This window comes from Marinobacter salarius (genome assembly GCF_032922745.1).
Lineage (GTDB): Bacteria > Pseudomonadota > Gammaproteobacteria > Pseudomonadales > Oleiphilaceae > Marinobacter.
This window is the reverse complement of record NZ_CP136693.1, coordinates 3,314,393-3,327,469: the sequence shown is the minus strand read 5'-3', so window position 1 is coordinate 3,327,469 and position 13,077 is coordinate 3,314,393. Positions and strand designations below refer to the sequence as shown.

Below are 13,077 nucleotides of genomic sequence, written 5' to 3'. Positions count from 1 at the left end.
CACTATGTCTCTTAGGGAATGGTTAATTGCCATCGGCACCCTGGTTATCCTCGGTATTGTGATTGATGGTCTGCGCCGGATGAGGCGCGCCCGCAAGGAATCAATCGCGATCTCCTCTGGCATGGGCGCGGATGATCTCGACGATTCCCCGTTGGAGCAGGATTTCAACCCTGAGCTCCCCAATGGTGGGGCGCGCACCATTTCACGGGACACGCTGGAAGAACGCGGCTACGTCAAGCCTGAAAAGAGCCGGTTCGCCAGGCCCAAGCCCAAACCGACCAGGCCGGTGGTCAGCAGCGCGGGCGTTAAGGGCAAGGACGACGCCGAAGAACCGGCGGTAGAGCACGAACCGGAAGCGGAAAATCTGGCTGCCAGTGAACCCACTGATGTTGAGTACGATTCCGACACCGGTTGGGGGGCGGTTGACGAAGAGCCTGAAGCCGATATAGCGGATACTGGCCCAGACGACGAAGCAGCGCCCCCCACTGTAACCACCGAGGTGGAGGAGGACACCGCAAAGCGGGAAACCACGGCACGACAATCAGGGCAGCCCCTCGCAGGCGCCAACCGGCCGGAAGCCCGGGAAGTGGTCGTTATCAATGTGTTGGCAAAAAGCGAGCAGAATTTTGCGGGTACCAAACTCAAGGCGTTGTTCGAAGCCTGCGGCCTGGAGTATGGCGATATGGACATCTACCATCGCCACGAGCAGTCTGACACCACCAGCCCGGTGCAGTTCAGCGTGGCCAGCGCCGTAGAGCCCGGTACCTTCAAACCCGAGGATATGCCAGCCTTGTCCACGCCGGGGATCAGTTTCTTTATGAGCATGCCCGGGCCCACCAATTCCATGCAAGCCTTCGAGTTCATGCTGGAAACGGCGCAGTGCGTGGTACGCAATCTTGGCGGTGAACTGAAGGACGAGCGGCGAAGCGTGATGACCCCGCAAACCATTGAGCACTGCCGCCAACGCATCCGCGAGTTTGAACGCAAGCAACGATCCCCCAGACAATGACCAAAGCCTCTCCCGACGTTATCAGCCGGGCCGGAGAACTCCGGGATACCATCACCGAGCATAACTATCAGTACTATGTTCTGGACGATCCCCGGGTGCCGGATGCCGAGTACGACCGGCTGTTCCGGGAATTACAGGACCTGGAAGCGCAATATCCCGATATTGTGACGCCTGATACCCCCACTCGTCGGGTGGGGGCATCGGTGGAAACCACCTTTGAGGAGGTGGTCCATCGTATCCCCATGCTTTCCCTGGACAATGCGTTCAGTGACGAAGAACTGAGGGACTTTGATCGCCGGGTGAAAGACCGGCTCAAGGCCAGCGACGACATTGAGTATGTCTGCGAGCCCAAGTTGGACGGACTGGCGGTAAGCCTTCATTACGAGTCCGGCGTTCTGACCCGCGCCGCCACCCGCGGCGATGGTTATACCGGTGAGGACATAACTGCCAATATTCGCACTATTCCGTCGGTGCCCCTGAGGCTTCGTGGTGACAACGTTCCTGAACTGGTGGAGGTCCGGGGCGAAGTCTATATGCCCCGGGAAGGGTTCGAAGCGCTGAACAGACGCCTGGCGGACAAGGGAGAGAAGGCGTTTGTTAACCCCCGCAACGCCGCCGCAGGCAGTCTGAGACAGAAAAAACCCACCGTGACAGCCCGCCGGCCACTCGAATTGTGCGCCTACAGTGTCGCGCTTGAGGACGAAAGCCGGCTGCCCGCCACCCATTGGGAGGGGCTGCAACAGGTTAGTGCCTGGGGTTTCCGGATCAACCCTGAGATGCGTCGGGCGACCGGCGCGGAGGACTGTCTGCAGGCTTACAATGAGCTGATGGATAAGCGGGCCAGCCTGCCTTATGAAATCGATGGCATTGTCTTCAAGGTAAACAGCCTGGCATTGCAGCAGCAGTTGGGGTTTGTCTCCCGTGCCCCCCGCTGGGCTATTGCCCAGAAATTTCCGGCGCAGGAAGAGCTGACGGTCATTGAAGACGTGGAATTCCAGGTCGGCCGTACCGGCGCGATCACGCCAGTCGCCCGGCTCAAGCCGGTATTTGTGGGAGGCGTCACCGTAAGCAATGCCACTCTGCATAATATGGATGAAATCCAACGACTGGGTGTCCGTATCGGAGACACCGTGTTCGTTCGACGGGCAGGGGATGTAATTCCCCAGGTGGTCAAGGTTGTGGCCGAACGGCGCCCTGACAATGCCCGTGAGGTCCAGCTTCCGGATGCCTGCCCCGTATGCCAGTCCGATATTGTGCAGATCGAGGGTGAAGTGGTGGCCCGCTGTTCTGGTGGGCTGTTCTGCCCGGCACAGCGCAAGGAGGCCATCCGGCACTATGCCTCCCGCAAGGCACTGGACATAGAAGGGCTCGGAGACAAGTGGATTGATATTCTGGTGGACAGGGAACTGGTCACTACGGTTGCGGATCTTTACCTGTTAAAGAAGGCTGATTTGACGGGCCTTGAACGTATGGGTGAGAAATCCGCAGGTAATCTGATCGATGCCATTGATCGCTCCCGTCACCCGGTCCTTTGGAAGTTCCTGTATGCCCTTGGTATCCGGGAAGTGGGCGAGGCAACCGCCAAGGCCCTGGCCAGCCACTTTGGCACGCTGGAAGCCATTGGTGAGGCTGATGAGGATGCCCTGCAGTCGGTGCCCGACGTTGGGCCCATTGTCGCCGGCCACATTCGTAGTTTCTTCGACCAGACCCACAATCAGGAAACCATCCAGGCGCTAAAAGACGCAGGGGTTCAATGGCAGAGTGAAGCAATCACGGCCAGTGAGAAGCCCCTGAAGGGCGAAACCTGGGTGCTGACAGGGTCGCTGTCGGACATGACGAGGAACGACGCCAAGGCAAAACTGGAGTCCCTGGGGGCAAAAGTGGCGGGAAGCGTCTCCGGCAAGACCTCCTGTGTCGTTGCCGGCGAAGCCGCCGGCTCGAAACTGACGAAGGCCGAAAACCTGGGTGTCCCGGTGATGGACGAGTCTGCCTTCGTCGAGTTTCTCGCGACCCACGGTGTGGAATAAAACCTCAGGCCACGGCGCACCCTGTGATCCGTCCGTGGCCAGAATCTGAGAACTCGCGCAGATCCTGCCTCCGTGAAATTGATTACCATGAGCTTGTTCTGTAACGGTGTGTAAAGCACCCATAAAAACAATGCTCTGAAACGGACTTTTTCATGCGCGCCGATTCGCTCTCTTGCCTCTCCTGTATTCTTCGCCGTTTTCCCCGCGGGGGCTGTCTCGCCCTGTTGTCACTGATGGTAGTTGCCGTTGGCGGTTGCAAGACCGAACAGGATGCTGAGGATCCCTACATTCTTGGAACGCCGCCGGACGAAGCCTATCTGGGCGTTGAGTACGCCTACAATTTCGGCGCTTTCGACAGCGACGACATTCTCGATTATTCACTCACTAACGCGCCGTCCTGGCTGGCACTGGAAGACACCAGCAACAAGGCGCGTCAGGGTGTCATCATGCGGGGCGTTCCGGGGCTGACCGGTGGCTCGAGGGGCCGTGATGACCTGGGCACGACGGAGAACATCACTCTGGTTGGCAATGATGGCCGTGCGGCCGGTACACAGCCATTTGACATTGAAGTCCAGGAGAACGTGCTCAGCCTGGCCATCGATGATTTTACCGAGGGAGAGGCCTTCGAGGCGCCGGAGGAACGGGATAATCGGTGCGAGGCTCCGGAGGTCGGAGAAACCGGTCGCCAGACATACGAGGTAAACGAATACGATGATGATGGCGCGGTCGTCAAGACCGTTCAACGCACCAGCGACACCTATCCCGTTCTTGTGCGGGTACTGCTTGATCAGCCCTCTGTCACCCGTGTGTCGGTGGCCTTTGAACTGGACTCAAGCTTCAATCCACAACGCTGTGACGAGGACATTGATCCCCCTCACCAGCGTTGTGAAAATGGGGCCGCCAACAACAACGAGGCGATCATCGGAAAGGACATTATCGGTTTGGGGACACAGAGCGAACCGACCTTACCAGTGCCTTCCTATCTTCAGTATCAGCCGGACGATGATGGCTTCCTGTCCAAGGGGGTGATCACTCTGGAACCCGGAATCACCGAGTGTTATATCCGCCTGGAAGTCATTGAGGACACCGAGGCCGAACCCCTGGAAACCCTGAACATCCGGCTGACCGAGGTAAGGTCCGGCCTCGCCGGGCTTGGCAGCTCCAATTCCGGTGTCAGGGAACTGCTGCGGATAGCGGACAATGAGCCAACAGTACGACTGGAAACCGGGGCTGGTGGCACCCGGGATGCGCTTAATGTCGGCGATGTTCGTGAGTATGTTGCGTTAATCAGCGGCGAACGTGCCGGCGCTTATAGCGTGAAACTTGGTGAGGATGACGACTCCGATGTGATTCTGGGCGAGGATTTCCTTGTGGAAGTTCGGGACGAGGACGGCGAATGGGCGGAAGGGGATCTCCTCAACTTTGCCGAGGGCGTTGAGGCAATGCGCTTTCGTATCCGCATTCCCGACGACTACACCAACGGCCAGCTGGAAAACGATCGTTTCCTTCTGTTGGGTCTGGATGAGCGTTATCAGTCGGGACGAGAGAATTTCGCGGCCTCGGCGGATGCCGACAAACTGCGGGTGAACATCAACGAACTGACCTCACCGCTTGAGGTGGGCAGCAGTGCGGCGTTTATTCCCACCGACACGGCTTTTGGGCACAACGGTCGTCTTTTCATTGCCGGCTATCGTGTCGATGATGGTGATCGTCCCTGGGTGCGTATCGTCACGCAGAAAGGGGAAATAACGGAACAGCCATTGTCAGAGGCCGCTATTGCCCCGGGTGCGGAGCCAGTTATCGGTTTTGTCGAGCGTGAGGTCAAAGAAGGGGAGGACGACGTTACCCGCTATGAATTCGTCGTCTCGTTTGGCAGTGATCAGGCACCGGACGGTACCCCTGACAGTAATGGAGTGGATGTTCATACGCTGCTTTACTTTTTCGACACCGCCCAGGATCCGGACAGCTATGTACCGGTTTGGAGCATTGTGACGGGCACATCCGGTGATGATACTCCCAGGTGGACCGGGATAGATGAAGACGGTGGTTACGTCGTGAACGCCGGGGAAACCAATGGCCAGTGGCCGAACGAAAATGCTGCTGGTGGTGTGGATAGTTTTCTCCAGAGAATCGACACCACCGTTGATGGCAACTCGGTTGTGCCGGTGGTTGCCTGGACACGGCAGGTGGGGGCGGCAGGCCATGATGAGTCGGTTGTGGGAGGCAGTACTTCCACCAGCAGTCCGCTGTTGATCGGGGATTCCTCAGGCGCGGTGAGTGGCCAGCCTCAACTTGGCGGAAAAGACGTGTTCTTTTTTATCGCCTCCAGCGCAGACAGTACGATTAACGTCAGGCAGCGGGGAACCACCGGTAACGAAAACCTGTCAGCCGGCATCTACGGACTGAACAATGTTTGGTTGGTGGGCCAGGGTAGCGGCAACTATCGCGTCGAATCCGGCGACGGAGATCGTTCATTGCAGCGGCGTCAGATCAACAGCCAGGCCGGATTTGCTTTGTCGTACACCGCTCTAGGGGATGTAACACGCGCCCTTACCTTCAATGACGGCGATGATGCATCCACCGAGTCGCTGCACTCGGTGCGGACTTACGACCGGGACATTCTGGTTGCAGGAAGTACCAACGGCAATTTCAGCGAAAGCGAGGGAAATAGCCTGATCAATCCCATCCTGGCGCGGATTTCACTGGAGGAAGACGGCGATAATGGCACTGACAGCAGCCGGGAATGGAGAACGCAGTTGCCGCTGGATGGTGCAGAGGGCGAAATAGAACGGCTGGAAAATTACCGCGATGACGAAATAACGGCCCTGGTAAAAATCGTAAGTGGTACCTCCGAGACGTGGGAGGTTCGGTTGTTTACGGGAGAGGGGCTACCGTTGCATTAATCGAGAGCGGGCGATGGTCCCACTGTTATACGCTGCCCTCGTGACGGCTGGCGTTGGCGTACAACCTCAGGTAATCGGTGCTGGTGACGATGCCTGCTGACTGGCCCTGCTCGTCAACAACCAGGGCGGCGTTCAGTTGGTGAGCGAGCATAAGCCTTGCCAGCTGGTGTGCATCTGTCTCGGGAGACGAGGTCAGGAAGGCCGGTAACTCAATATTGACGAAACTGGCACTCATGGCGTTCGCGTCGGTTTCGTGAAGCCAGGCCAGCAACCAGCGCAGGTCCACGAGCCCTGCTACATTACCTTCTGCTGTAATAACGATGTGATTAATGCCGTTCTCATCCATGGCGTCCATCGCTTCGGCAATGGTTGCGGTCGCTGGCACGGAATTCAGGGCGGGGGTGCATATCTGGGATACCGGCAGGTAGGCCCGTCTTTCTTTGGGTTCACCGGCTGCCGTGGCACCGTACTCTTCTATAGCGCGCTGTCGGCCGGAGCGGGCGGCAAACTGGAATTCGGCGTCGGTGGTTTCGCTGTGCCGAACATCAATGTTATGGGATTCACTTAATTCTGTGACATCGCCCACCCGGCGACTCCGGAATATCTCCGGCAGGCGTGTTCCGACGGGCCTGCCGGGTTCACTGACATGAATGGACATAGTGATCTGCTCCGGTTGTGACAGGGTCTTTTCCGGTTATCGGCAGAAGGTTTGATTTCTTCAGGCGCTGATCGTTTCCTGCGATGTTATGTCTACTCGGTGGCAGCGGTCCGTAGCCACGCGTTTTGCGAGGGATTCGGGTAAGCAAGAGGGCTGCCCTGAGAGTCGGTCAGCCAGATATTCTGCGAGTAGCGGAGCGTAACTCAGCCCCTTGCTACCCAGCCCGGTAAACAGGTTGATTCCTTCCAGTGGTTGCCTATAGGCATCCATTAGCGGACCAGCGACCGGCTGATAGTCATGGGTGGTGCATCGAAACCCGACTTTGCCATCGAGTTTTGCCGGATCAATGTCGCCTGAATCCCTGTCTACTGCGCCCGGAACCATCGCATCAAGCATTGAAAGGTTATCGCGGTGGCTTTCGGTGGAAAGGGCGGGTGATGGGTCATGAAGATCAAAGGTGGCACCAGCCATCGTCATGCCGCCGTGGGCGGGATTGAGGTACCCAGATCCGCACACTACCACATCAGGGCATTTCACCGCCTTCGCTGGCAAGTGAGTTACCTGGCCTCGAATCGCACGGAAACGGAAGCCACCCTTAAGCGGAATCAGGTTCGGTGTCAGATGGCCGGCGCATATCACGACGCGGTCGACCACCACATCCTGTTCGCCATTGCCCGCAATATGCCATTTTCCATTGCAGGGTGTGAGTCGATGGACATCAAAACCGAAACACTGAAAAATTCGCTCATGCGCCATTAACGCCCGACAAAGGCCGACGGGTTCAAGCCATCCACTGCGCGGAAACCAGAGACCGCCCCTAGTCAGGGGAATGCCTGCAAGTTCAGACGCCTGTTCCGGGCCGATCTGCTGCAATACAGTGCCAGGGTAGTCGTTGCGGGCTATGAAACGGTTCTGGCGGTCTTGCTCGCTGTCACTGTGTGCCAGTTGAACTAGTCCGGAAGGGTGCCAGTACTCGCCGCCGAACTGTTGATAATAGCGTTGACTGAACAGCAATGATGAGAGACCAAGCTTTGCCTGATCATTGAACTCGATGCCCAGTTTGACATACAGCGCACCCTGAATATTGCCAGAGGCTGCTGTTCCAGCCTCTTGAGCGCGGTCAATTACAGTAACATGCAATCCACGCTCCGCCAGATTCCGGGCGAGCAGACTGCCAGCAACCCCGGCGCCAATGATGGCAATGGATTCAATGTCGTTCGCGGCCGGGAGGGCTTCGGGGTAGGTGGCGTCACCCAGAGTGCCGATCAACATGTCCCATTTTTGCCCGAATCCGGGCGCTTTCCGCATGGTGAAGCCGGCTGCAATAAGCCGTCGCCGCACCTCGCCGGCCGATGTAAAGGTGGCGAGGGTAGCACCGGGTTTGCTGTGACCCGGTATGGCGTCAATGACTTCACGCGTCCACATGTCCGGATTTTTGGCGGGCGCAAAACCGTCCAGAAACCAGGCATCGGCCTGAAAATCCAGCTCGCGCCAGGCATCAACCACATCGCCGAAAAAGAGTGTCAGCCTGACACGACCACCGGCCAACACCAGGCGATGGGTACCCGAGACGGGGGCGGGATATTGTTCCAGCAGTTGGTCAGCGTAGACCTTGAGCTCCGGCCACATGGTGAGCGCATGTGCAAGGTCGTCCGGAGTCAGAGGGTGGCTTTCGACGGAGACGAAATGCAGGCAACCATTGCCCGCTGTGGATGACTGATCCCAGGCTTGCCAGGCTGCAAGGAAATTCAGACCGGTGCCAAACCCTGTTTCAGCGATGACGAAAGAAGAAGCCGTTGGTAATGAGGAGAAACGTTCGTGAAGCCTGTTCTGGCTGATAAATACATGCCGTGTTTCTTCAAGGCCATTCTCGCTGCAGAAGTAAACGTCACCAAAGCGTCGGCAGTGGGGTGCGCCGCTACTCCAATCAATGTCGGCGTTTTCAACAGATGGAAGCCTGGGATCAGTCACGGTCTTTGTATCCGCTCATTACGCTTACCGGTCTATTCTGCAGCGGTATCGGTTTGCCGGACCGAAACGCTACGGATAATGACGGGTTCCTGCGGCACATCTGCCATACCTCGGGATCTGACCGTTTTCTTACTGGCGATGGCATCCACAACACCCATTCCGCCTGTCACCTTGCCAAATACTGCATAACCCGGGCCGCGGACACCTGCGTTCAGGAAGCCGTTGTCTGTCAGGTTGACGAAAAACTGGGAGGTGGCGGAATCCGGTGAGCTTGTGCGGGCCATGGCGACTGTACCGCGAAGGTTCTTGGCGGTTGGCTTGGCTTCGTTCCGGATGGGGCTACGAGTCTGCTTCTGTTTGAGATCCTGGTCGAAACCGCCGCCCTGGATCATGAAGCCCGGAATGACCCGGTGGAACAGCGTTCCCTCGTAGAATCCATTTTTAGCGTAGGTGATGAAATTCTCAACGGTTTCGGGAGCGATGTCCGGGCGCAAGGTCACCTCAATGGCACCCTCACTGGTTTCAATAATCACCCGGGGCAGCTCGTTCTGTTGTCCATCAGCCGCCAGGCAATTGGCAATACCCAGCATGAAGGTTACAGATAGCGCGATTTTCATCACATATCGAAACGGTTTTACGGAATTTGTCATTCTATAATGGCTCACGTAGTTAGTTCAGGGAATAGAATAGTAGGTAGCTTCGGGAATATTTGCTGCGATACTGTTCCCATGAATCCAGTCTGTTGCAGGATGTTAGCAGATAATACTTGTCAAGTCGGGCATATTCCCTGCGGAGTTCATGACTATCAGCTAACCTTCTGTCGCATCAGTGTCATCGATGCTCTCTGACCGGGCCAGGTTGTACGGCAATCACTGTAAAGCTATTGGAGGCATACCTTGAAAATCCGTCAGGGCTTCGAAGAAAAATCCCGCCTCGGTCGGTTGCTGATAAACCGGGGATACCTTTCCGATATTCAGTTGGAAGAGGGTTTGCACCTACAGCATGAGACCGGTCAGCGGCTCGGTGAGGTGTTGATACAGTCCGGCTGGATTACAGAACGTGAGCTACATCGTGTCCTCAGGCACCAATCCCGTTACCGTAACGCGGCGGCGTTGGTCACCATGGCAGTATTGCCATTTCAGCCACTGGTCAGTTTTGCCGCTGGCAGCACTTCGAATGATTCACGAGACGTCGCCGACGCAGGACAATTGTACGATCATCCCGGCCTGTCTCCGCTCAATGACGACGAGTTGGCCGGTGTGGCCGGGCAGGGTGATCAATCGTTGCTGGATCGTATTGCCAATGTGTCCGCGATGGCCCCACGTCATGACGGCGCAGGGGAGGTTGAACCGGATGTCATTGAAGGCCTGAAATTGACGGCGAATATTTTCGTGCCGGTGTTGAACTTCCTGGATTCTGATCTGACGATATCCGGGGTGCATTATCGGGATGACATTCCCCGGTACGCGGTTCGTGACGACGGCGGGATCACCCTGGCTTTCCCGGAAAGGATCGAGCAAATCCGCATGGACAATATCCGGGTTAGCGGTAGCCAGGGACCTTCTTTGGGAAACATTGCCCTCGACAATATCCGCTTTCATCCGGATTCACAGATGACGATCTATACTCGCTGATCGGATGCGTTGGGCTCCGATGTCTGCGGAGCCCAGAGGCCCGTCAGGCGCTCGCCAGAACGGTACGGTGTGATACGGCCTTTTGCTCGCCCTGAGCACCGTAGAGGGTCTGGTGCCCGGAAACGCCGCGGAATATATCAGTCAGACGTGAAAGGCGCTTCTGAAGGTGACTGACAACCCGCCCATTATTGCTATTCAGCTGGTGACAGGTCTTAAGGCGTTCATCGGCGTCCTGCCACAAGTCGTAAACATCTGACAGGCCGGCGCTGAGAATAAACCGTGAGGGGGCTCCGTTTTCAGGTCGAAAACCCATCGACACCAGCAGGCGGATTTTGAGTTTGGCCCGCTCGCGAATCTGACCCAACAGAGTGTTTTTCTCACCAATCAGGGTTTCGAGTTTACGGATATCAGACGTGGACAGGCAGGCTTTTTCCTGCTGCAGGACGTCCGCCAGGGATTCGAGTTGACGGATGTCTTGGGACAGGAGGTCTTTCAATTCATCGATTGCGGCCATGATTTATTCACCCGAATATGCTTTCATCCATTTCAAGCATTTTCTGGGCCAATTTCTCTGCGTCAACTTTGTAGGAGCCGCTTTCCAGGGCAGAGCGAATCTGCTCAATACGGGCATCGTCCATTTCCGGATAATTACCGAGTTTCTGTTCGAGCTGTTTCAGGTTTTTTGCCTGGCTACTCAAATTGACATTTTCACCGCGGGCACTTTGCGCCTGGGACTTGGCCTGCTCAGTCGTAGAGGGCTGAGTGCTCTGGGCACCTGAAGATTTATCGGCCGTGGTTTTCTGGGTGTTGACCTGGCCTGGGCCTATTCCATTAAAGTCAACTGACATAACGTTACCTGCTTAGCTGATCGGCCGCGTTGGGCGGCTCCACAAATTTCATACCTGTCTATCGGCATGGCTTGACGTTTCTTTAGCAATTTTTGCAAGAATTGAATGACACTCTTGTCATCTTTCCAAAAAAAGCCGGCAATGGTTTGCCGTTCCCGGTGAATCCGTGCCGGGAACGGGGCTACATGGGAATTTCAACGTGGCCGGGTGCGGTCACACGGGCACGCACGGTGCGGGAGGACGAGAGGTTTTCAACCAAAACCTGGTCACCAATGCCGCCGCTGGCCAAGGCCTTACCCCGTGAGTTTACCGAAAAATTCCCGCTACGGGCGCTGATAATAACATGGTCCCCCCGTTCGATCGCTGCGGGAGCCAGCACCAAGTCTGGCGTAAAAACCGTTCCAGCGTTAATGCCTCGGCGCATTTCCATGCCAACAAGTTGTTCGATGTTGGTAATAGCCCCCCGTCGAACTGAATTCACGACCACCGAATCTGACTGTATGGCAGCTTTTGTAAGCCTTTCGCCCCGGCCCAGCGGGCGGGCGGCGACCATAGCTTCACCGGTTATGGTGATCGATACAGGCAGAAACATGCGCCAGGGACGGTCGCCCTTGCAGGATACCAGCAGTGAAGGCTGGGTGGTCTTCCAGGGGTCGCCGCTGAAGGACACGCCAAGTGGAGTCTCACAGGTAGCGAGCGACAGGCGGGCGTCGAGTTGGCCAGTATCATAGGAAACCGTAAAGCCTTCGTTTGCTTGGGCGTCCGAAAATGCCGCCAGAAACTGTTCCGCGCCACTGTGAATTTGTTCGGCCGTCGTCATGGAAGCAAGTGCAGGGCCGGCCATTGCAGTGATTAGCAGTGCGATGATGAAATTGGTGATGCGCATACGAGGCAGTTTGTCCTATGCTGTCATTAACCGGGCAGAGTCCCGTGTTCGGGAATGTCCTAATGATTTCCGGATTCGGCCGTTAAGCCTACCCAGAGAGTCAATTATCCGGCAGTTTCCAGGTGCCGAGTGGCTTTGATTGAAAACGCAGCAAGATGCGTGCCGTCAGAGTGTTGGAACAAGCGGGAGATGAAACGATGGCAGGGGTATTGGACAGTGTAAATCAGCGTACCCAGCTGGTGGGGCAGAATCGCCTGGAGCTTCTGTTATTTCGCCTACGCGGCCGGCAGACGTACGGCATTAACGTCTTCAAGGTCAAGGAAGTGCTCCAGTGCCCGAAGCTGTCATCGCTGCCGAATAGTCGCCCCATGGTTCGGGGCGTGGCCCATATTCGTGGCGAAACCATTCCCATCATTGACCTTGGCATGTCGATCCGGCTTCCCGGTATTCCCAAGGAAGAAATAGCTACCAGCTTCGTGATCATTACCGAGTACAACCGCAAAACCCAGGGTTTCCTGGTGGCCGGTGTCGACCGCATCGTGAATATGAACTGGGAAGACATCCTGCCGCCACCCAAGGGTGCGGGTAAAGACGTTTACTTGACGGCGGTAACCCATTTTGAAGACAAGCTGATAGAGATTATCGATGTTGAAAAGATACTCTCTGAAGTCTCTCCGTTTGAGGAGGATGTCACCGAAGACGTCCGCAACCGCAGTTCAGAGCGGGTGCCCGGCCATCTACCAGTGCTCGTTGTGGATGATTCCGCAGTGGCCCGACGTCAGATAGAGCGGTGCCTCACGGCCATCGGTATGGAGGTGGTGACAAAAAATGACGGCAAGCAGGCCCTGGATTATCTAAAACAAGTTACGGCAGATGGTTCCCGGGCCGTCGACCACCTGTGTCTGATCATATCCGATGTCGAAATGCCGGAAATGGACGGGTACACTTTGGTCACCAAGTGCAAAAATGAGCCTGCAATCAAGGACGTATTCATCATGCTGCACACGTCCTTGAGTGGCGTGTTCAACAAGGCAATGGTGCAGAAGGTAGGCGCTGACGATTTCATGGCAAAATTCAGCCCCGATGAGTTGGCTGAAAGGGTTATGGAAATTGTCGATCGCGAGCAGTGACGCCGGTGTCA

At 56.5% G+C, this 13,077-nt stretch carries 11 protein-coding genes; 5 read left to right on the top strand and 6 right to left on the bottom strand.

Translation table 11 applies throughout. From position 1 onward, the window contains the following. Positions 1-4: 4 nt before the first annotated feature. The 3 genes from zipA to R1T46_RS15365 all read left to right on the top strand — a co-directional run bounded on the left by zipA (position 5) and on the right by R1T46_RS15365 (position 5,939). Positions 5-1,009, top strand: coding sequence for a cell division protein ZipA (gene zipA, locus R1T46_RS15375; RefSeq protein ID WP_317306040.1), 1,005 nt, complete (start codon positions 5-7; stop codon positions 1,007-1,009). After that, positions 1,006-3,036 (top strand): NAD-dependent DNA ligase LigA, encoded by a 2,031-nt coding sequence (ligA, locus tag R1T46_RS15370; RefSeq protein ID WP_317306039.1) that lies wholly within the window; start codon positions 1,006-1,008, stop codon positions 3,034-3,036. Before zipA ends, ligA begins: the two co-directional genes overlap by 4 nt. Before the next feature lie 152 nt (positions 3,037-3,188). Next, the gene (locus tag R1T46_RS15365) at positions 3,189-5,939 is read left to right on the top strand and encodes a hypothetical protein (RefSeq protein WP_317306038.1); all 2,751 of its coding nucleotides are present in this window, start codon (positions 3,189-3,191) and stop codon (positions 5,937-5,939) included. 25 nt (positions 5,940-5,964) lie between these two features. On the opposite strand, the gene R1T46_RS15360 is transcribed toward R1T46_RS15365, so the two are convergent. From R1T46_RS15360 to R1T46_RS15350, 3 genes are read right to left on the bottom strand one after another with little or no spacing between them, the layout of a single operon-like run. Continuing rightward, on the bottom strand, positions 5,965-6,597 hold the full coding sequence (locus R1T46_RS15360) for a CBS domain-containing protein (RefSeq protein WP_317306037.1): 633 nt from the start codon (positions 6,595-6,597) through the stop codon (positions 5,965-5,967). Between the two features lie 60 nt (positions 6,598-6,657). Then, on the bottom strand, positions 6,658-8,568 hold the full coding sequence (gene mnmC, locus R1T46_RS15355; RefSeq protein ID WP_317306036.1) for a bifunctional tRNA (5-methylaminomethyl-2-thiouridine)(34)-methyltransferase MnmD/FAD-dependent 5-carboxymethylaminomethyl-2-thiouridine(34) oxidoreductase MnmC: 1,911 nt from the start codon (positions 8,566-8,568) through the stop codon (positions 6,658-6,660). Positions 8,569-8,600: 32 nt separating this feature from the next. Next, complete coding sequence (locus R1T46_RS15350) at positions 8,601-9,218, bottom strand: peptidylprolyl isomerase (RefSeq protein WP_317306034.1); 618 nt, start codon at positions 9,216-9,218, stop codon at positions 8,601-8,603. 246 nt (positions 9,219-9,464) lie between these two features. On the opposite strand from R1T46_RS15350, the gene R1T46_RS15345 reads away from it, so the two are divergent. Further along, complete coding sequence (locus R1T46_RS15345) at positions 9,465-10,202, top strand: pilus assembly protein PilB (protein WP_213479837.1); 738 nt, start codon at positions 9,465-9,467, stop codon at positions 10,200-10,202. 43 nt (positions 10,203-10,245) lie between these two features. Here R1T46_RS15345 and R1T46_RS15340 read toward each other — a convergent pair whose 3' ends face one another. The 3 genes from R1T46_RS15340 to flgA form a co-directional block, all read right to left on the bottom strand. Continuing rightward, positions 10,246-10,716 (bottom strand): flagellar protein FlgN, encoded by a 471-nt coding sequence (locus tag R1T46_RS15340; RefSeq protein WP_317306033.1) that lies wholly within the window; start codon positions 10,714-10,716, stop codon positions 10,246-10,248. Between the two features lie 7 nt (positions 10,717-10,723). Then, a complete protein-coding gene (flgM, locus tag R1T46_RS15335; protein ID WP_317306032.1) occupies positions 10,724-11,050 on the bottom strand; it encodes a flagellar biosynthesis anti-sigma factor FlgM in 327 nt (108 codons plus the stop codon). A 181-nt stretch (positions 11,051-11,231) separates the two neighbouring features. Continuing rightward, positions 11,232-11,936 carry a flagellar basal body P-ring formation chaperone FlgA gene (flgA, locus tag R1T46_RS15330; RefSeq protein ID WP_213479834.1) on the bottom strand — a complete coding sequence of 235 codons (705 nt, stop codon included), beginning with the start codon at positions 11,934-11,936 and terminating at the stop codon, positions 11,232-11,234. A 197-nt stretch (positions 11,937-12,133) separates the two neighbouring features. Here flgA and R1T46_RS15325 point away from each other — a divergent pair, with 197 nt between their 5' ends. Beyond that, a complete protein-coding gene (locus R1T46_RS15325; RefSeq protein WP_213479833.1) occupies positions 12,134-13,066 on the top strand; it encodes a chemotaxis protein CheV in 933 nt (310 codons plus the stop codon). Positions 13,067-13,077: the final 11 nt, after the last annotated feature.